Source organism: Cellulomonas sp. Y8, assembly GCF_008033115.1.
Taxonomy (GTDB): Bacteria; Actinomycetota; Actinomycetes; order Actinomycetales; family Cellulomonadaceae; genus Cellulomonas.
Map to the genome: position 1 here is coordinate 3,617,540 of NZ_CP041203.1, position 18,372 is coordinate 3,635,911.

At 75.4% G+C, this 18,372-nt stretch carries 22 protein-coding genes and 3 tRNA genes; 10 read left to right on the plus strand and 15 right to left on the minus strand.

Annotated features, from left to right (window positions below; translation table 11 throughout):
- Positions 1-114: 114 nt before the first annotated feature.
- Together FKM96_RS16400 and FKM96_RS16405 are read right to left on the minus strand one after the other, a co-directional pair.
- Entirely contained in the window at positions 115-807 is a 693-nt protein-coding gene (locus FKM96_RS16400) for a Pr6Pr family membrane protein (RefSeq protein WP_147796131.1), read from the minus strand.
- 10 nt (positions 808-817) lie between these two features.
- Positions 818-1,372: an NUDIX hydrolase family protein gene (locus FKM96_RS16405; RefSeq protein WP_147796132.1), complete on the minus strand. Its 555-nt coding sequence runs from the start codon at positions 1,370-1,372 to the stop codon at positions 818-820.
- Between the two features lie 144 nt (positions 1,373-1,516).
- Here FKM96_RS16405 and trxA point away from each other — a divergent pair, with 144 nt between their 5' ends.
- A complete protein-coding gene (trxA, locus tag FKM96_RS16410) occupies positions 1,517-1,888 on the plus strand; it encodes a thioredoxin (RefSeq protein ID WP_147796133.1) in 372 nt (123 codons plus the stop codon).
- A 69-nt stretch (positions 1,889-1,957) separates the two neighbouring features.
- Here trxA and FKM96_RS16415 read toward each other — a convergent pair whose 3' ends face one another.
- The 3 genes from FKM96_RS16415 to bcp form a co-directional block, all read right to left on the minus strand.
- Entirely contained in the window at positions 1,958-3,568 is a 1,611-nt protein-coding gene (locus tag FKM96_RS16415) for a methyl-accepting chemotaxis protein (RefSeq protein ID WP_246855036.1), read from the minus strand.
- A gap of 210 nt (positions 3,569-3,778) precedes the next feature.
- Positions 3,779-3,861, minus strand: a tRNA-Leu gene (locus tag FKM96_RS16420).
- A 34-nt stretch (positions 3,862-3,895) separates the two neighbouring features.
- Positions 3,896-4,366 carry a thioredoxin-dependent thiol peroxidase gene (bcp, locus tag FKM96_RS16425; RefSeq protein WP_147796134.1) on the minus strand — a complete coding sequence of 157 codons (471 nt, stop codon included), beginning with the start codon at positions 4,364-4,366 and terminating at the stop codon, positions 3,896-3,898.
- Between the two features lie 133 nt (positions 4,367-4,499).
- On the opposite strand from bcp, the gene FKM96_RS16430 reads away from it, so the two are divergent.
- From FKM96_RS16430 to FKM96_RS16450, 5 genes are all read left to right on the plus strand, one after another.
- Entirely contained in the window at positions 4,500-4,796 is a 297-nt protein-coding gene (locus tag FKM96_RS16430; protein WP_246855405.1) for a co-chaperone GroES, read from the plus strand.
- A gap of 80 nt (positions 4,797-4,876) precedes the next feature.
- The gene (locus FKM96_RS16435; RefSeq protein ID WP_147796136.1) at positions 4,877-5,197 is read left to right on the plus strand and encodes a hypothetical protein; all 321 of its coding nucleotides are present in this window, start codon (positions 4,877-4,879) and stop codon (positions 5,195-5,197) included.
- 78 nt (positions 5,198-5,275) lie between these two features.
- A tRNA-Lys gene (locus FKM96_RS16440) sits at positions 5,276-5,348 on the plus strand.
- Positions 5,349-5,478: 130 nt separating this feature from the next.
- On the plus strand, positions 5,479-5,850 hold the full coding sequence (locus tag FKM96_RS16445; RefSeq protein WP_168217008.1) for an STAS domain-containing protein: 372 nt from the start codon (positions 5,479-5,481) through the stop codon (positions 5,848-5,850).
- Between the two features lie 127 nt (positions 5,851-5,977).
- A complete protein-coding gene (locus tag FKM96_RS16450; RefSeq protein ID WP_147796138.1) occupies positions 5,978-7,594 on the plus strand; it encodes a methyl-accepting chemotaxis protein in 1,617 nt (538 codons plus the stop codon).
- 118 nt (positions 7,595-7,712) lie between these two features.
- On the opposite strand, the gene FKM96_RS16455 is transcribed toward FKM96_RS16450, so the two are convergent.
- Positions 7,713-7,925 (minus strand): hypothetical protein, encoded by a 213-nt coding sequence (locus FKM96_RS16455; RefSeq protein ID WP_147796139.1) that lies wholly within the window; start codon positions 7,923-7,925, stop codon positions 7,713-7,715.
- A gap of 229 nt (positions 7,926-8,154) precedes the next feature.
- On the opposite strand from FKM96_RS16455, the gene FKM96_RS16460 reads away from it, so the two are divergent.
- Complete coding sequence (locus FKM96_RS16460) at positions 8,155-9,669, plus strand: NAD(P)/FAD-dependent oxidoreductase (RefSeq protein WP_147796140.1); 1,515 nt, start codon at positions 8,155-8,157, stop codon at positions 9,667-9,669.
- Between the two features lie 84 nt (positions 9,670-9,753).
- On the opposite strand, the gene FKM96_RS16465 is transcribed toward FKM96_RS16460, so the two are convergent.
- The 3 genes from FKM96_RS16465 to FKM96_RS16475 form a co-directional block, all read right to left on the minus strand.
- Positions 9,754-10,755, minus strand: coding sequence for a glycine betaine ABC transporter substrate-binding protein (locus FKM96_RS16465; RefSeq protein WP_147796141.1), 1,002 nt, complete (start codon positions 10,753-10,755; stop codon positions 9,754-9,756).
- Positions 10,756-10,899: 144 nt separating this feature from the next.
- A complete protein-coding gene (locus FKM96_RS16470) occupies positions 10,900-11,652 on the minus strand; it encodes an ABC transporter permease (RefSeq protein ID WP_147796142.1) in 753 nt (250 codons plus the stop codon).
- Between the two features lie 3 nt (positions 11,653-11,655).
- The gene (locus tag FKM96_RS16475; protein WP_246855406.1) at positions 11,656-12,300 is read right to left on the minus strand and encodes an ABC transporter permease; all 645 of its coding nucleotides are present in this window, start codon (positions 12,298-12,300) and stop codon (positions 11,656-11,658) included.
- 155 nt (positions 12,301-12,455) lie between these two features.
- Between FKM96_RS16475 and FKM96_RS16480 the strand changes: the two genes are divergently transcribed.
- On the plus strand, positions 12,456-13,505 hold the full coding sequence (locus tag FKM96_RS16480; protein WP_147796144.1) for an ABC transporter ATP-binding protein: 1,050 nt from the start codon (positions 12,456-12,458) through the stop codon (positions 13,503-13,505).
- A gap of 10 nt (positions 13,506-13,515) precedes the next feature.
- Positions 13,516-14,433 carry a RimK family alpha-L-glutamate ligase gene (locus FKM96_RS16485; protein WP_371300441.1) on the plus strand — a complete coding sequence of 306 codons (918 nt, stop codon included), beginning with the start codon at positions 13,516-13,518 and terminating at the stop codon, positions 14,431-14,433.
- Positions 14,434-14,581: 148 nt separating this feature from the next.
- Here the strand turns inward: FKM96_RS16485 and FKM96_RS16490 are convergent.
- The 5 genes from FKM96_RS16490 to FKM96_RS16510 form a co-directional block, all read right to left on the minus strand.
- A tRNA-His gene (locus FKM96_RS16490) sits at positions 14,582-14,657 on the minus strand.
- A 54-nt stretch (positions 14,658-14,711) separates the two neighbouring features.
- Positions 14,712-15,314, minus strand: coding sequence for an oligoribonuclease (orn, locus tag FKM96_RS16495; RefSeq protein ID WP_147797185.1), 603 nt, complete (start codon positions 15,312-15,314; stop codon positions 14,712-14,714).
- 167 nt (positions 15,315-15,481) lie between these two features.
- The gene (locus tag FKM96_RS16500; protein WP_147796145.1) at positions 15,482-15,685 is read right to left on the minus strand and encodes a hypothetical protein; all 204 of its coding nucleotides are present in this window, start codon (positions 15,683-15,685) and stop codon (positions 15,482-15,484) included.
- Between the two features lie 187 nt (positions 15,686-15,872).
- A complete protein-coding gene (locus FKM96_RS16505) occupies positions 15,873-16,535 on the minus strand; it encodes an alpha/beta hydrolase (RefSeq protein ID WP_147796146.1) in 663 nt (220 codons plus the stop codon).
- A 2-nt stretch (positions 16,536-16,537) separates the two neighbouring features.
- A complete protein-coding gene (locus FKM96_RS16510) occupies positions 16,538-17,155 on the minus strand; it encodes an NADPH-dependent F420 reductase (protein ID WP_147796147.1) in 618 nt (205 codons plus the stop codon).
- A 102-nt stretch (positions 17,156-17,257) separates the two neighbouring features.
- Here FKM96_RS16510 and FKM96_RS16515 point away from each other — a divergent pair, with 102 nt between their 5' ends.
- Positions 17,258-17,782: a MarR family winged helix-turn-helix transcriptional regulator gene (locus FKM96_RS16515; protein WP_147796148.1), complete on the plus strand. Its 525-nt coding sequence runs from the start codon at positions 17,258-17,260 to the stop codon at positions 17,780-17,782.
- Between the two features lie 164 nt (positions 17,783-17,946).
- Here the strand turns inward: FKM96_RS16515 and FKM96_RS16520 are convergent, their stop codons facing one another.
- Complete coding sequence (locus FKM96_RS16520; RefSeq protein WP_147796149.1) at positions 17,947-18,348, minus strand: PGPGW domain-containing protein; 402 nt, start codon at positions 18,346-18,348, stop codon at positions 17,947-17,949.
- Positions 18,349-18,372 lie beyond the last annotated feature (24 nt).

The window sequence follows — 18,372 nt, forward strand, 5'->3', positions numbered from 1 at the left end:
CGCACCCACGTGCCCGCGCGCCGAGCGCGGTGCTGCGCGTCGAGCGCGGTCGTTCCTGCTACCGCGCTCGGCGCGATCTCCCGCGCTCGACGCGCCGCGCTCGACGCGCCGGCGTCAGCGGGCGCGCGGCGTGGCCGGGAGGACGCGCTCCAGGAGGCGGACCAGGAGGGCGAGCACCAGGAACGCCACCGCGACCAGCGCCGTGTTGCGCGCGGCCGTCGCCAGCCCCAGGGCGCCGGCGTCGAGGAACGGGTAGGGGTACCAGCCCGTCGCCGCCCCGCGGACGAACGTGTACGCGATCCACGCCAGCGGGTAGAGGACCGACCAGGCGACGGTCGCGCCGCCGAACCGCGGGCGCGGGCCGACGAGCAGCCACACCACCCAGGTGCCGACCGGCGTCACGGTGTGCAGCAGGAAGTTCGCCAGGTCGCCCGACGGGGTCAGGTCGACGCCCGCGTCGGCGAGGACCGTGTGGTAGACCACGCCGGTCACGGCGATGCACAGCAGCGCGTCCAGGTGCAGCACGGCCATGAGCCGGCCGGTGCGCGCGGGCCGGGCGGCGTGCAGCGCCGACGCGACGAGCACGAGCAGGTTCGACTGGATCGTGAAGTAGGAGAACAGCCGGACCAGCCGCTCGGTGGTCGTCCCGGCGTCGCCGGGGCCCTCGGCGAGCGCGCGGGACACCTCGAGGGCGACGCCGCCGGCGGCCGCCAGCGCGAGCAGCGCGTGCAGCACGCGGGCGACGGCGAGCCCGGCGCCCCCGGTCCGCGCGCCCGGCGCGCCCGGGGTCCGCGCCTCGGCGGTCACGCCTGCCGCCTCAGGGCATCCGGCCGACGTGCGCCATCGCCTGGCGCAGCAGCAGGCCCTGGCCGCCGTTCATCTCGACCTGCACCTGCTCGCTGCACGCCTCCTCGGGCGTGAGCCAGGCCAGGTCGAGCGCGTCCTGCTGCGGCCGGCAGTCGCCGGTCACGGGCACGACGTAGGCGAGCGACACCGCGTGCTGGCGCGGGTCGTGGTACGGCGTGACGCCCGGGGTGGGGAAGTACTCGGCGACCGTGAACGGCTGCGGCGTCGGCGGCACCTGCGGCAGCGCCACCGGGCCGAGGTCCTTCTCGATGTGCCGGAGCAGGGCGTCGCGCACCCGCTCGTGGTACATCACGCGGCCGGAGACCAGCGCGCGGGACATCACGCCCTCGGGCGTGACCCGCAGCAGCAGGCCGACGGCGACCACGTCGCCGGAGTCGTCGACCCGCACGGGCACGGCGTCGACGTAGAGCAGGGGGAGCGAGCGGCGGGCCGCCGCGATGCCCTCGGGACTCAGCCACCCGGAGGGGCGCTCGGGCTCGCGGGGCAGGTCAGCCGTGTCGGTCACCCGGCAGTTGTACCCCGGTCCGGGGGCCGGGCGACAGCCCGACGCGCGGTGCAGCGCTTCCCCGCGGGCGAGGCCCTGGTCGCCCGGGAATACTGGACGGGGTCCGGGCGCTCTACTGGCCACACCGACAACAGGAGGCGACTGATGGCAACGACCGAGCTGACGGCCGACACCATCCAGAAGACCATCACCGAGAACGACATCGTGCTCGTGGACTTCTGGGCGGACTGGTGCGGGCCGTGCAAGCGCTTCGGACCGATCTTCGAGCAGTCGTCGGAGACGCACACCGACGTCGTGCACGCGAAGGTGGACACCGAGGCCGAGCAGCAGCTGGCGGCCGAGCTGCAGATCACGTCGATCCCGACCCTGATGGCCTTCCGCGAGGGCATCCTCGTGTTCAACCAGGCGGGCGCCCTCCCGGCGCCGGCGCTGGAGCAGGTGGTCGACGCGGTCAAGGCGCTGGACATGGACGACGTCCGCGCGCAGATCGACGCGGCCCGGGCGGCGCAGAGCTGACCCGAGCGCACCGCATCCGACGACGCCCCCGCACGCGAGCAGCGTGCGGGGGCGTCGTCGCGTCCGGGCTCAGTGCCGGAACTGCGCCACCCGGGTCCGCAGGTCGTCGGCCATCCGCGCGAGCTCGGCGATCGACTCGCCCATCCGGCCGAGCTCCTCGGTGCTCCCGGCGGAGGCGTCGGCGACGCCGGTGATGGTGGCGGCGATCTCGCCGGACCCGGCCGCCGCGTCGCCGACCGAGCGGCTCATCTCGGTCGTGGTGGCGGTCTGCTCCTCGACGGCGGACGCGATCGTCGTCTGGTAGTCGTCGATCCGCGCGATGATCGTGCCGATCTCGCCGATGGCCGCGACGGCGCCCTCGGTGTCCGCCTGGATCGTCTCGACGCGGCGCGCGATGTCCTCGGTGGCCTTGGCCGTCTCCTGCGCGAGCTCCTTGACCTCGCCGGCGACGACGGCGAAGCCCTTGCCCGCCTCGCCCGCCCGGGCGGCCTCGATGGTGGCGTTCAGGGCGAGCAGGTTGGTCTGCTCGGCGATGCTCGTGATGACCTTGACGACGTTCCCGATCTCCTGGGACGAGGTGCCCAGGCGGGTGACCTGCTCGTTCGTGCGTGCGGCGGCCTCGGTGGCCTTGCCGGCGACGGCGGCGGCCTCGGCCGCGTTCCGCGCGATCTCCCGGATCGACGCGCCCATCTGCTCGGCGCCAGCCGCGACCGTGTGCACGTCCCGGTTGACCTGCTCGGCCGCGCCGGCGACGACGACGGCCTGCTCCGAGGTGCGGTCGGCGCCCGACACGACGTGGCCCGCCGAGCGCTCCAGCCGGCCCGCGGCGTCGGCCACGGTGCGCGCCGTCCCGTCGATGCCGGAGACCGTCTCGCGGAGCGCGGCGGTCGCGCGGTCCAGCGCGGCGGCGGTGCGGCCGATCTCGTCGGCGCCGGTCACGCCGCTGGCCACCGTGAGGTCACCCCCGGCGAGCGACTGCGCCGCGTCGGCCACCCGGTTCAGGCGGCGGCTGAGGCGGCGGGCCACGACGACGCCGGCCACGGCCGGCACGACGGCCGCCACGCCCAGGGCGATGAGCTCCAGGAGGACGGCGCGGTCGCCGGCGCCGGTCGCCTCCCGGGCGGCGTCGGCCGCGGCGGCCGTCTGGGCCTGGATCAGCGCGTCCACGCGCGTGGCGGCACCCCGGGCCGCGCTGTCCGCGCCCTCGCTGGAGCCCACGAGGTTCTGGTAGGTGGTCAGCGCGGTGCGGAGGTCCGCGGCCGCGGTGCCCAGCTCGTCGGTCAGGGCCGGGATCGCGGCGTACTCGTCCAGGGCGCCGAGCGCCGCGCCGACCGCCTCGCCTCGGTCGTCCGCCAGGCCGTCGGCCCGGAACGGGTCGCCCGCGTCGCGGGCCGCGCGCATGTCGGTGCCGATCGACTGCGCGTCGTTCAGGTGGGAGGCCACCTGGCTGGCGAGCGCCAGGCCCGTGACGTGGTCGGAGTACATCCGCTCGGTGCGCTCGGTGCTCTGCCACAGCGTGAGGATCGAGATCCAGCCCAGCAGGCCGGTCATGGCGATCGCCGCCGACACGGTGAGCAGGATCTTCCCGGTGAAGCCGAGCCCCCGCCCGCGGCCCGCGGTGGTCGCGACGGCCGCCGTCGCCCCGTCGTCCCGACCCGTCGCACCCCTGGTCCCGGTCATCCGTCGGCCTCTCGTCGCGCGCGGCGCGGGCGGCGCGCCCGCGCGGGACACCGTCACGGGGTCCCGTCTCCCCGTCGAGCGGGTGAGACGCGGCCTGAGGGGTCCGCCGGGCGGTCACCCGGACGGGGTGCGCGGCGGCGGGCATCCGGGTGGCCGGCGGGCCGGGCGGGTGACACCGGGCCGGAGGGCGTCCGGCCTGGTCGCGCGGGGTGCGGGAGACGGGATTCGAACCCGCACGCCCTCTCGGGCACCAGGACCTAAACCTGGCGTGGCTGCCGTTTCACCACTCCCGCCGACGCCCCGGCGGCGCCGGGGGTCGAGCTCGGCTCAGCCGTCGATGCCGAGGTCGCGGCGCAGCTTGGCGACGTGCCCCGTGGCCTTGACGTTGTACTGCGCGAGCCGGACGGCGCCCTCGGGGTCGACGACGACGGTCGACCGGATGACGCCGGTGACGGTCTTGCCGTAGAGCGACTTCTCGCCCCAGGCGCCCCAGGCCTCGAGCACCTGCTTCTCGAGGTCGGAGACCAGCGGGAAGGTCAGGGCCTCCTCCTCGGCGAACCGGGCGAGCTTCTCCGGGGAGTCGGGGGAGACGCCGACGACCGCGTAGCCGTGCGCCTGGAGCGACGCGAGCGAGTCGCGGAAGTCGCACGCCTGCTTGGTGCACCCCGGGGTGCCGGCCGCCGGGTAGAAGTAGACGACGACGCCCTGGCCGCGCAGGTCCGACAGGGTCAGCGAGCCGCCGTCGGCGGTCGGCAGCGTGAAGTCCGGGGCGGTGTCGCCGGCGGCGAGGCGGGGCATGGCGTCTCCTGGCTGGTGGGTGCGGCACCCGCGCGCGGCGGGCGCCGTCAGCGTACGACGGCCGGGCGGTAGCGTCTGCCCCGTGAGTGCACAGCGCCCCGAGAGCCCGACCCGACCCGAGCTGCCGATCCGGATGCTGAACGACCGGCTGCTCGTCCAGCTCGACGCGGACGCCTCGGAGCGGCGGTCGAGCGCGGGCATCGTGATCCCGGCCACCGCCGCGGTGGGCAAGCGGCTCACCTGGGGCTCCGTCGTCGCGGCGGGCCAGCACGTGCGGCAGGTGGCCGTCGGCGACCGCGTGCTGTTCGACCCCGACGAGCGGGCCGAGGTGGAGCTCGAGGCGCAGACGTACCTGCTGCTCCGGGAGAAGGACGTGCACGCCGTGGCGGAGCCGCGCGACGGCGGCCAGGGCACGGGGCTGTACCTGTAGGGGGCCCTCCACCTGCCGCGGCGGGAGGGTTGTTCGCCCTCGGCGTCACGTGTTGCGTGGTCCGTCCGGACGGTGTTCCCATGAGCGCAGGAACGACCCCGGGGGTGGCCGCGATGGACGACGAGACGCACACGGCCGTGCAGGACGAGCGCGGAGCAGGGGACGACGCGACGGGCGTCGTCATGGATCTTCTGGCCGAGCACGTGCCGCTCACGCTGCTCGCCGACCTGGCCGTGGCGGAGCCGCGGTCCGACGCGATCCTCGCGGCCGAGGGGCTGCCCGAGGACGCCTGGTGGGAGGGCGAGGACGAGGGCGGCGACGGACCGCCCGCGACCGGCCCGCGCGCCGAGGACGACGTCCCCGTCGACCCCGACGCGGCCGGTGATCCACGGCCGGCGTGACGTACGCCACGTCGGGCCCCTGAGCGGGGGATCCGATTAGCGTCCGGCGCCACCGGGCTGCTAACGTTTCTCCTCGTTGCGCCATTAGCTCAATTGGCAGAGCAGCTGACTCTTAATCAGCGGGTTCGGGGTTCGAGTCCCTGATGGCGCACTTCAGAAGGCCCCCGACCAGCGGAGACGCTGGGCGGGGGCCTTTCTCGCGCTCGCGCGGGGTGCGGTCCGGCGCGCCTCGCCCGGCCGTCCTGCCCCCGGTTGCGGTCGGCGGCACGCATACTGGAACCGTGCCGAACACCGCCGCCGCCGACCCGACCCCGCCGCTCCCCGAGCGCGGCCACGTGTGGCTCGACGACGCGGAGCCCGCCCTGCTCCGGATGCGCGGCGAGGTCGACGTCGCCGTGGTGGAGGAGCTGCGCGACCAGCTGGGCGCGGTCAGCGCGCGCGGCACGGACCTCGCGGCGGTGCTGCCGCAGGTGCGGGCGGTCGACATGTCCGAGGTGACGTTCGCCGACTCGTCGGCCGTCGGCCTGCTCGCGGGGCTCGTCATGGCGCTGCAGCCGGAGGGTGCGTCGCTGACGGTGCGGGGGATCGGCCCGACCGTCGAGACGCTGCTCGAGGTGACGGGCCTGCTGCCGCACCTCGTCGTCGAGGGCTGAGCGGGCACCCCCGCGACAAAGGTCCTACCTTTCACCCGTCCGCGCGCTCACCCGCGGCGGGCCCCGTCCGATGGAGTCGGCGGGCCGAGTCGAGGCCCGCCCCCCACCGACGGACGGAGACCTCCGCATGCCCGCACCCGCCGCACCCGCAGCGCCCGACACCGGCCGGCGCCGCCGGCTCGTGACCGACGCCCCCGTGGGCGCCCGCATCGGCGCGGTGCTCGGCCTGCTCGCCGTCGCCGTCGGCGTCGTCGCCGGCCTGGGCATCGCCCGGCTCGGCGGCCTCGAGTCGTCGATCGACCGGCTCGGCCGCGAGGCGATCGAGCCGCAGACCTACCTGGTGAACACGCAGCGCTGGTTCCAGGCCAGCCGGGCCCGGGTGCTCGAGTACGGGATGGTGGCGCCGGAGGACCGCGCCAAGATCGTCGACGACCGCGCCGGCTTCGACGCGGACGCGCTGCAGAACGTGGCCGACTACGAGCCGTACGTGCTGGACGACGCCGCGTACGCCGCGCTCGAGGACGCCTACGGGCGCTACCAGGCCGCCGCCGACGCGATCGAGCCCCTGGCCGACGAGAGCGCCACGGCGTACCACGACGCGTACGCGGACCAGGTGCGCGGGATCACGACCGAGATCGGCGACGCGCTCCAGGCGCTGACCGACTCCGTGTCCGCGAACGCGGCGGACGGCGTCGCGGACGCCTCCGCCGACGCCCGGTCGGCGACGGTGCAGATGATCGCGGTCGGCGTGGTGGGCGTGCTGCTCGCCGCGGCGCTCGGCATTCTGCTGGTCCGGCGGATCGTCCGCGACCTCGCGGCGGTGCAGCGCACGGTGCAGAGCATCGGCGACGGCGACCTCACCGTCTCCGTGCCGCTCGACTCCCGCGACGAGCTCGGCCGGATGGCGGGCTCGCTGAACGAGGCGCAGGGCTCGCTCCGCGCCCTGATGAGCGGCGTGGTGCACACGGCGCAGACGGTGGCGGCGGCCGCGGAGGAGCTGGCCGCCGCGTCGCAGCAGGTCGTGGCGGGCTCGGACGAGACGAGTGCGCAGGCGGGCGTGGTCGCGGCGGCCGCGGAGCAGGTGTCGCGCAACGTGCAGACGGTGGCGGCGGGCGCGGAGCAGATGGGCGCCAGCATCCGGGAGATCGCGCAGAACGCGTCGCAGGCGGCCAAGGTCGCCGGGCAGGCCACCGATGCCGCGGCGGTCACGAACGACCAGGTCGCCCGCCTGGGCACCTCGTCGCAGGAGATCGGGAACGTCGTCAAGGTCATCACGAGCATCGCGGAGCAGACGAACCTGCTGGCGCTGAACGCGACGATCGAGGCGGCGCGGGCGGGTGAGGCGGGCAAGGGCTTCGCGGTCGTGGCCGGGGAGGTCAAGGAGCTGGCGCAGGAGACGGCGAAGGCGACCGAGGACATCGCGCGCCGGGTCGAGGCGATCCAGGCCGACACCAGCGGCGCGGTCGGCGCGATCGGCGAGATCTCGCACATCATCGCGAGCATCAACGACTACCAGCTGACGATCGCGTCGGCGGTCGAGGAGCAGACGGCGACGACCACGGAGATGTCCCGGTCGGTGGCCGAGGCCGCGACCGGCTCCGGCGAGATCGCCACCAACATCACCGGTGTCGCGTCCGCCGCGACGCAGTCCTCCCAGACCCTCAACCAGATGGGCTCGGCCGTCGCGGAGCTCGCCCGGATGTCGGAGGACCTGCGCGGCCAGGTGTCGCGGTTCCGGTACTGACTCCCGGCGGCCCACGCCACCGGGCGGTCCGGAGCAGGGGGCCGGACGCAGCGACCCCCCGTGCACGCGAGCGGCGTGCGCGGGGGGTCGCGGTGCGTGCGGCGGGCCGCGCGCGGGGTCAGTCGGCCTGCGCCTTGCGCCGGGCGGCGGCGCGGGCGCGCACCACGTCGGCGATCTGCTGCGCCTGCGCGCTGACGAGGCGGCGGAGGTCGTCGTAGCGGCGGTCGACCTCGGCGTCGGTCGCGTCGCTGTCGCGCGTGGCGATCCACGCGCGCTTGGCGGCGCGGATGTCGGCGTCCGTGACCTCGACGCGCCAGGGGTCCTCGTTCATGAGTACAAGGTCCCACCGCGATCGGCGGAAAGACCGGTTTCTCCCGACTTTCACCCGGCGACGGGGCGGGTGAAGGGCTCAATTCACCTGATAGCCGGTCGATCGCGCCCATCCTTCAAGTGCCGCTGGAGTGAGCGGCTCGCCCGCACGCCGACCTGCCGGAAGCGCCCCGCCGGGCCACGATGGAGGCACCGCGGACCGCGGCACCCCGGAGGAACGGAGCGACGACATGACCGAGCGCACCCAGCGGACGGACGGGGACGGCGCCCCCGGCGACACCGTGACGTACGACGTCGTGGTCCTGGGCGCGGGCGCGGTGGGCGAGAACGCCGCCGACCGGGCCGGCCGGCTCGGGCTGTCCGTGCTGGTGGTCGAGCACGAGCTGGTCGGCGGGGAGTGCTCCTACTGGGCGTGCATGCCGTCGAAGGCCCTGCTGCGGCCGGGCGCGGTGCTCGCCGCGGCGCGGGCGGTGCCGGGCGCGGCGGAGATGGTGCAGGGCCTCCTCGACCCCGCCGCCGTGCTGGCCCGGCGCGACGAGTTCACCTCGCACTGGGACGACCACTCCCAGGTCGAGTGGCTGGACTCCGCCGGCATCGCGCTGCTGCGCGGCACCGCGCGGTTCACGGGCCCGAAGGAGCTGCTCGTGGAGAGCGAGGACGGCGACACCCGGGTCATCGCGCGGCACGCCGTGATCGTGTCCACGGGCAGCGAGCCGACGGTGCCCGGCATCCCCGGCCTGGCCGAGGCGCAACCCTGGACCTCGCGCGAGGCGACGGCGGTCAAGGACGTGCCGTCGAGCCTGGTGGTCCTGGGCGGGGGCGTGGTCGGCGTCGAGATGGCGGTCGCCTACCGCGACCTGGGGGCCGAGGTCACGCTGCTCGTCCGCGGGGACCGGCTGCTCGACAAGGCCGAGCCGTTCGCCGCCGAGGAGGTGGCGGCGGGGCTGCGCGAGCTGGGCGTCGACCTGCGGTTCGGGACGAACGCGACGCGGGTGGACCGCGACGAGCGCGGCGTGCACCTGACGGTCGAGGGCCCGCAGGGCGCCGACGAGCTGCACGCCGACGAGGTGCTCGTGGCCACGGGCCGGCGGCCGCGGACCACCGACCTCGGGCTGGACGTGCTCGGGCTGGAGCCGGGCGCGCCGGTGGCCGTCGACGACGCCCTGCAGGCGACCGGGGTCCCGGACGGCTGGCTGTTCGCGGTGGGCGACGTCACGGGGCGCACCGCCACCACGCACCAGGGCAAGTACGACGCCCGGGTCGTGGGCGACGTCGTGGCCGCACGGTTCTCCGCGGACGTCGCGGAGCCGGGGGAGGGTGCCGCCGAGGCCCACGCCGCGGAGCGGGACGCCGGCGCCTTCAGCCGGTACCGCGCGTCCGCCGACCACGTGGCGGTGCCCCAGGTCGTGTTCACCCGGCCCGAGGTCGCCTGGGTCGGGCTGGCCGAGCAGCAGGCGCGCGACGCCGGCCTGCGGGTGCGGGCGGTGTCCTACCCGATCGGGTCCGTGGCGGGCGCCTCCGTCGCGGCCGACGGGTACTCCGGCACGGCGCAGGTCGTCATCGACGAGGACCGGGGCGTGCTCGTGGGGGCGACGTTCACCGGGCCGGACGCCGCGGAGCTCCTGCAGGCCGCGACGGTCGCGGTGACGGGGGAGGTGCCGCTGGACCGGCTGTGGCACGCCGTGCCGGCGTACCCGACGGTCAGCGAGGTCTGGCTGCGGCTGCTGGAGACCGCCGGGCTCTGAGGGCCGGCGGCCCGTGCAGGGCCGCGCACGACGAGAGGGGCGGGACCGTGCGGTCCCGCCCCTCTCGTCGTCGGTCGTACGAGGTCAGCTCGCGAGCGAGCCGTCGCTCGACAGCACCAGGCCGATCGAGGCCTCGCCCTGGCGGACGGCGTCGCCGATCAGGCCGAAGTCGTAGCTCTTGAACTCGCTCACGGTGATGCCGTAGGTGTCCTCGAGCCCGATCTGGCAGAACGGCCGCTCCGGGCACTCCGCCGGGCCGGCGAGCACCACGCCGCCGGCGCAGGCCTCGGCCAGGTCGGACAGCGTCGACACGCCGTGCTCGTCCGCGAACTCCGAGGTGACGGCGAACGCGTTCTGGTCCTGCGCCTCCGACACCGCGCCGAAGGTCAGGCCCGCGGTGGTGCCCAGCTCGGTGAGGGCGGCCACGGTGTCGTCCGGGTCCCCGCTCGCGACCGGCTCGGCGTCCGCGCCGTTGGCGGAGGTGTTGAGGAACTCCGCCAGCGTCGCGGCGTACTCCGGGGTGAGCGTGATCTGACCGCTCTGCAGGGCCGGGAGGTAGGTCTCGCGGTTGCCGATCGTCTGGACCTCGGCCGTGTAGCCGGCGGAGCGCAGGACGTCGGCGTAGATCTCGGACAGCGTGGCGCTCTCCGAGAAGTTCGCGGCGCCGATGACGACGCTCTTGCCGCTGCCCGCGGCGGCGTCGCTCGCCGCCAGGCCCTCGTCCTCGACGAACTGCTGCGCCGCCTCGGTCGAGGTCTGCCGGTCGATGTCGACGGCCTTGTTCAGCTGGATCAGCTTGTCGGTGTCGAGCGCCGCGGACACCGTGTCGAGCAGCGGGATGAGGTTCGGGTCCGCCTGCGCCGCCGCGGCGTTCACCGCGGGGATGACGTTGTCGGCGTTCTGCAGGCCCTGGTCGTCCTCGAGCACGACCAGCTGGTCGCCCGCGACGGGCTCGCAGACCGTGCCGCCGGAGCCGCTCGCGGAGGTCTCGGCGGTCCCGCCGCCGGAGCCCGGGTCGCCGCAGGCCGCGAGCAGGAGGAGCAGGCCGGCCGCTGCGGCGGGGAGGGTGGTGCGACGTGCGTTCATGTGCGGGTCCTCTGGTCTCGGGTGGGCACACGGTGTGCGGTGCGGCTGGGGCACCGGGCGGGTGGGTCGGTGGGCGTCGGGTGGCCGTCGATCATTCGACCGAGGTCGTCCGGGTGCGGCAACCGCTGCGGGCGGTCGTCGCGGTCACGATCGGGTCACGGTCTGCTGGTCGGGGGCGGCGGCCGCGGCGGGCTCGGCGGCGGCGCGGGGCCGGCGGCGGCGCAGGCGGCCCGAGGTGGCGCGCATCGGGGCCGGCGTGAGCGCGTGCTGCACCGCGGCGAGCACGCCCTCGACGACGAGGCACAGCCCGGCGACGAGCAGGGCGCCGGCTACGACCTGGCCGTACCGCTGCAGGGCCATGCCCTGGACGATGATCGACCCGAGGCTCGAGCCGCCGACGAGCGCCGCGAGCGGCACCGTGGCGAGCACCTGGGTCGTGGCCGTGCGCAGGCCCGCGCCGACCAGCGGCAGCGCGAGCGGCAGCTCGACCAGCGCGAGCGAACGGCCGCCCGACATCCCGACGCCGCGCGCGGCGTCCCGGACGTCCGCGTCGACCTCCATGAGGCCCGTGAACGTGTTGCTGAGGATCGGCGGGACCGCGAACACCGCGACCGCGAGGACCGTGGCCGTCGCCCCGAACAGGCCGGTCGAGGCGAAGATCGTCAGCAGCGCGAACGTCGGCAGCGCGCGCGAGGTGTTGGCGGCGACCACCGTGACGACGCCGCCGCGGCGGCGGTGGCCGAGCCAGACGCCGAGCGGCAGCGCGACGAGCGCCGCGAGCAGCACGGCGAGCGCGCTGATCCGCAGGTGGTCCGCGCCCAGCGCGAGCACGCCGTCGCGCCCGGTCCAGTTGAGCGGGTCGTTCAGCCAGGTGAAGGCGTCCTGCAGCACGTCCACGGCTCAGGCCTCCCGTCCGCGCCGGGCCCACGGCGTCACCGCGCGGCCGACCAGCCACAGCAGGAGGTCGAGCACGAGCGCCAGCGCGAGGCAGAGGAGCGTCGCCGTGAGGATCTCGGCGTGGTACTTGTTGTTGCGGAACCCGCGGAACATGAGCTGGCCCAGGCCGCCGTAGCCGACGACGACGCCGACGGTCACGAGCGCCACCGTGGTGACCGTCGCGAGCCGGACGCCGGCGATGATCGCGGGCACCGCGTTGGGCAGCTCGACGGTCAGCAGCAGCCGCAGGCGCCCGTAGCCGAGGCCGCGCGCGGCGTCCCGGACGCTCTCGTCCACGCCGCCCAGGCCGACCAGCACGTTGCGCACCAGCACGAGCAGCGCGTACACCACCAGCCCGATCAGCACCGGCGTCCGCCCGATCCCGGTCCACGGCACGAGCACCGTGAACAGGGCGAGCGACGGGATCGTGTAGAGCACGCTGCTGGTGCCGACGATCGGGGCGGCGAGCCGCGGGCGCAGGTGCGCGAGCATCCCGAGCGGGACGGCGATCGCGCACGCGATGAGCACCGCCTGCACCGTCAGGCTCGCGTGCTGCTCCAGCGCGCGGGAGATGTCCCCCCAGTTCCGCTGGACGTAGTCCCAGGACAGCCAGGGGTTGGCCGCGGGGTCGCCGGCGGCCGCCGCGACGTGGGCGGCGGTCGTCCCCGTGGTCTCGAGGCTGGTCACCGGCCAGACGCTACCGGGCACCCCCGACACGTGCCCGGCGCGGGCGGCTGTGGGTGGGCGCGGGTACGGTCGTCGGCATGGCCACCGCGATCGCGTTCGACCACGTCCGCAAGGCGTATGCCGACGGCACCGTCGCGGTCGGCGACCTGTCGCTCGACGTGCAGGAGCACGAGCTGCTCGCGCTCGTCGGGCCCTCCGGCTGCGGCAAGTCGACGACGCTCCGGATGGCGAACCGCCTGGTCGAGCCCACGTCCGGCCGGATCTTCCTCGACGGCGACGACGTCACCGACGTGGACGCCGTCGCCCTGCGCCGCCGCATCGGCTACGTCATCCAGAACGTCGGCCTGTTCCCGCACCGCACCGTCGAGCAGAACGTCGGCACGGTGCCGCGGCTGCTGGGCTGGGACAAGCGGCGCACCCGGGCCCGCACGGCCGAGCTGCTGGAGCTCGTCGGCCTCGCGCCGGACCGGTACGCCCGGCGCTACCCGCACGAGCTGTCCGGCGGCGAGCGGCAGCGCGTCGGCGTCGCCCGCGCCCTGGCGACGGACCCGCCGGTGCTGCTCATGGACGAGCCGTTCGGCGCGGTCGACCCCGTCGGCCGCCGCCGGCTGCAGGCCGAGTTCCGCCGGATCAAGGACGAGCTCGGGACCACCGTGATGCTCGTCACCCACGACGTGGACGAGGCGGTGCGGCTGGCGGACCGGGTGGCCGTGCTCAGCCGCGGCGGGCACCTCGAGCAGCTGTCCGACCCGGTGCGGCTGCTCGCCGCACCCGCGAGCCCGGCCGTCGCCGACCTGGTCGGCACGGGGGCGGCGGTCCGGCTGCTCGCCCTGGGCCGCGTCGAGCGGCGCGACCTCGGCCCCGTGAGCGGGGCCGGCCCGGCCTCGGCGAACGGCCGCGCCCGGGCGGCGGCGCTCCACGTGGGCGACCCGCTCGACACCGCGTTCGCCGCGCTGGCGGCCGAGCCGACCGGCCGCGTCCCGGTGCACGAGGGGGAGCAGGTCGTCGGGGAGCTCGACGCCCCCGGCGTGCTCGCCGCGCTGCAGCGGCTGGTCGACAGGGCGCAGGACGCGGTCCCGAGCCCGGCCGCCGGGCAGCCCGAGCCGTCCGCCGGAGCGCGTGGGTAGTCTGCCCAGGGTGACCACTCGCCTCGCGCTCGCCACCTGCGCCGCCCTGCCGGACCTCGACCCCGACGACGCGCCCCTCGTGACGGCGCTGCGGGACCGCGGCCTGGAGGTCGAGACGCCCGTCTGGAACGCCGCCGACGTCGACTGGTCGTCGTACGACGCCGTCGTGGTCCGCTCCACCTGGGACTACACCGAGCGCCCGCGCGACTTCCGCTGGTGGACCCAGCGCGTCGCCCAGGCGTCCCGGCTCATCAACCCGGCGCAGGCGCTCACCTGGAACATCGACAAGATCTACCAGCGCGCGCTGGAGGCGGCCGGCCTGCCGATCGTCCCGACGATCTGGATGGACCCGGCCCGCAACTTCAACGCCCGCGCGATCCACACCCGGTTCCCGGCCTTCGGCGAGTTCGTGATCAAGCCCACGGTCAGCGCCGGCTCCCGCGACACCGGCCGGTACGCCGCCGACGAGACGCCCTCGCGCGCGCTCGCGATCCAGCACGTGAAGCACCTGCTCGACGACGGCCGGCACGTGATGGTGCAGCGCTACCTCAAGCAGGTCGACACCGTCGGCGAGACGGCGCTGGTCTACTTCGACGGCGAGCTGTCGCACGCGGTGCGCAAGGCACCGCTGCTGGAGGGCCCGTACCGCGCGGGCGACACCGACGGCGTCCTCTACAAGGAGGAGGTCATGACCCCGCGCGACGCCTCGGAGGCGGAGCTCGCCCTCGGGCAGCGGGTCGTCGACGCCCTCCCGCAGCTGCTGCCCGGCCTCGAGCAGCCGCTCGCGTACACCCGGGTCGACCTCATCCCGGACGACGAGGGCAACCCGGTCGTCCTGGAGCTCGAGCTGATCGAGCCGAGCTTCTTCTTCGCGCAGGCGCCGGAGGCGGTCGACCGCTTCGCGGACGCGATCACGCGCCGCCTCTGACGGTCGACGGCCGGTGAGGTCGTCGGTTGCGCCCGAGGTCGCTGGTTCCGCAACCCCCGCGGTGGCCGGAACCGACGACCTCGGCGCGAACGACCTGCTGCAGCAACGGCGAAGGGCGCCGCTCCCGGGGGAGCGGCGCCCTTCGCGCTGGGGTGGCTAACGGGACTTGAACCCGCGACCTCCTGGACCACAACCAGGCGCTCTACCACCTGAGCTATAGCCACCACGACCTCGGAGCTCCGGGGCCGTCGACAAGCATACCGGGTGTTCGAGGGTCCTCAGGACGTGGCGGTGCTGCCGCGGTGCGCCGCAGCCACGGAGGTGGCCTCGATCTGCGTCGCGATCGCCTTCGCGGCCTTGGAGTCCGGGCCCGGCTGGGGGACCAGGAGCGCCGCGCGGTAGTACCGCAGCTCGTCGATGCTCTCCAGGATGTCGGCGAGCGCGCGGTGCCCGCCGTTCTTCTTCGGGGAGGAGAAGTAGACCCGCGGGTACCAGCGGCGCGCGAGCTCCTTGATCGAGGAGACGTCGATGATCCGGTAGTGCAGGTGGCCGACCAGCTCGGGCATGTCCCGGTCGAGGAACACCTTGTCGGTGCCGACCGAGTTGCCCGCGAGCGGGGCCTTGCCGGCCTCGGGCACGTGCTCGCGGACGTACGCGAGCACCTGGGCCTGCGCGTCCTCGAGCGTGGTGCCGGTGGCGAGCGCGTCGAGCAGGCCGGAGCTGGTGTGCATGTCGCGGACGAAGTCGCCCATCTGCGCCAGGGACTCGGCGGGCGGCGCGATGATCACGTCGACGCCCTCGCCGAGGACGTTGAGCTCGGAGTCGGTGACGACGGCGGCGACCTCGACGAGCGCGTCCTGGACGCTGTCCAGGCCGGTCATCTCGCAGTCGATCCAGACGATCCGGTCGGCCTTGCCGTTGCCGTTGTTCAGGGTGCTCACCCGCTCAGGGTACGGGTGAGCCCGCCGGACGGGGTGTCCGACGGGCTCACCGGGTCGTGCGGGCGGCGCGGCGGGCGCCGGGAACCGGCCACGGGGGCGTCCCCGGGTCAGCGGATGGCGGCGACCGTGGTGGTCGCCGGCAGAAGGGCCCGCAGGCGCAGCTGCCGGAGGCGTTCCGGCGGTCGACCGCGGGTCTCGCCGTCGGGTCTGACCGCGGCGCGCCGGGCGGCGTGCCGGGACAGGAGGCGAGCGGTCTCGATGCGCTCGCGGTGGTCGGCCTGGATCAGGTCGAACGTCAGGGTGGGGTGCATGGTGGGTGGGTCCTTCGAACGTTCCGGGAGGGGCCTGGCCGGGCCCCGGGACTCACCGCGCGGTAGCCAGAACGCTCCCACCCCCACCGCCCGCGGGTCACGCGTTTATCGGACGTCGAGGTCGAGGGTTCGCCCGCCCGGAGCCGCCCGGAACCCTCGACCTCGGCGGAAACCCTCGACCTCGGCGTCAGTCCACCGGCAGGGTGCGGGAGAGGAACGCCGCGACGTCCGCCAGGACGCGGGCGTCGATGCCGTGGGCCAGGCCGGGGTACTCGCGGTGCTCCAGCGCGGCGTGCGCCGCGAGCCACCTGGCCGTCCGCGTCGTCGCATCCGGCGGGATCACCGGGTCCGCGTCGCCGTGGCCGAGCAGGACCGGCACCCGCGGGTCCCGCGCGGCCAGCGCCGCGTCGCCCGGCTCCTCGGCGTCGAGCGAGAACCCCGACAGCACGACCGCCGCCGCGAACCGGTCGGGCCGCGCGCGCAGCAGCTGCGTCGCCATCAGCCCGCCCTGGGAGAACCCGAGCAGCGCGACCGGGCGGGCCCCGACCCGCGCGTCCGCGTCGAGCCAGGCCAGCAGCGCGTCGGCGCCCGCCCGGACGCGGGCGGGCTCCGGCCGCCCCGGCGTCGCCAGCGGCGCCCAGGCGAACCCGGGGCCGCCGAGCAGCGGACCCCGCGGTGCGGCCAGCGCCAGCCCGGCCGGCAGGTGCGGGGCCAGGCCGAGCAGGTCGCCCTCGTGCGAGCCGTAGCCGTGCAGCAGCACGAGCAGCGGCGCACCCGGCCCCGGGGCGGCGCCGGGGGTGTGCGCCCACCGCGCCGCCGCGGGGTCGACCGCGAGCGCGTCGTCGGTCACGCTCAGCGCTCCAGGGCGAAGCCGGACGTCCAGGACGTCTTCTCCGCGGCGGCCAGCGTCATCTGCAGGAAGCCGAGCGCCTCGAGCTCGTGCGCCCGCTTCAGCGAGCCCGCGTCGACGGCGCGCAGGCCGCCGCCCTCGACGACCCCGGCCAGCGCGGCCTTGGCGTCCGCGTCGTCGCCCGCGATCAGCACCGTCGTCGGCAGGGAGCCGACCGTGCCGGAGGCCAGCGTCGCCGCGAAGTTGGTGCTGAACGCCTTGAGCACGCGAGCCTGCGGCAGCAGCGCGGCGAGCTCGGCGGTCGCGGACGAGCCCGCGGGGACGACCAGCGAGTCGAAGGTCGCGAAGTCGACGGGGTTGGTGGTCTCGACGACCACGCGGCCCGCGAAGCCGTCGGGGTACTGCGCCGCCACCTCGGCGAGCGCCGGGTAGGGGAGGGCGAGGACGACGACGTCGCCGGTCACGGCGTCGCCCACGGTGCCGGCGGTCACGGCCGGGTCCACGGCGGCGGCCTTGGCGGCGTCCCGGGCGAGCACCTGCACATCGGCGCCGGCCTTCAGCGCCAGGCGCGCCACCGCGCCGCCGATGTTGCCCGCCCCGATGATGGTCACGCTGGTCATGTCTGCTCCTCGACGGTCGCTCCGCGACAACCGACATGTTGTCGCTTCAACCAACGTACGACTTGCAGGTTGAAGCGTCAACCATTCGGTAGGATGTCCCGCATGACCGACGACACCCGCTGGCTGAGCGCACGCGAGCTGCAGGCCTGGATGCGCCTGGAGGCGGTCGCGGAGCTGCTGCCCGCCGCGCTCGACCACCAGCTGCAGCGCGACGCCGACCTGTCGCACTACGACTACCTGGTGCTCGCCAAGCTGTCCGAGGCGCCCGACCGCACGCTGCGGATGAGCGGGCTCGCGGCCAGCACCAACGCCACGCTGCCGCGGCTGTCGCACGTCGCCGCCCGGCTCGAGGCGCGCGGGTTCCTCACCCGCACCCGCGACGAGGGGGACCGGCGCGCGACGCTCGCCACGCTCACCGAGGAGGGTTGGCGGAAGGTCGTCGCCACGGCGCCGTCGCACGTGGGGGAGGTGCGCCGGCTGGTCGTGGACCGGCTCACGGCGGAGCAGGTCGAGCAGCTCGACGCCATCGCGCTCGCGGTCCTCGGTGCCCTGGACCCGGAGAACCGGCTGCAGGCGCAGAACCCGGTCGTCGACCCCGCAAACGCCTGCGGCAACGAGGCGGGCTGACCCGGCGCCGCGGCGCCCGGCGGCTCACCCGGCCCCCGGCGGCTGCGCGACGCGCGACGGGCCGGCTGGTCCCCACCTGATTCTCGCGCCGATGCCCGATCGATCGGTGGTCGGCGCGAGGATCGGGTGGGTTTCGCGCGCGGGGCGCCCCGGTGCCGCGGCGGTCAGGCGGCCGGTGCCCCGCGGCGTGCGGCCGCGCGGCGGGCCCGGCGCTCGCGGAACGCGTGCCAGTACCGCAGCACCAGCGCCTTCAGCCGGTGGTTGAACCGCTGGATCACCGCGAACTCGGTCCCGAGGATGCCCAGCCCGAGGAAGATCGCGAGCCAGCCCGGCCCGGGCAGCACGAGCATCGCGATGCCCGCGAGCACGACGGTCGCGCCGACGACGGTCACGACGACCTTGTAGGTCAGCCGCAGCCACGGCCGGCTGTCCAGCCGCGCGCGCAGCCGGGCCAGGGCGCGGTGCGCGCCGGTGTCGGTGCGCTCGCCCGCGGCGATCTCGGCGGCGAGGCCCTCGGTCGGCGCGGGGGCCGCGGGGCCGGCGCCGGCGGGGGTCGGTGTCGTCATGCCAGCAACGACGAGCGGGCCGCC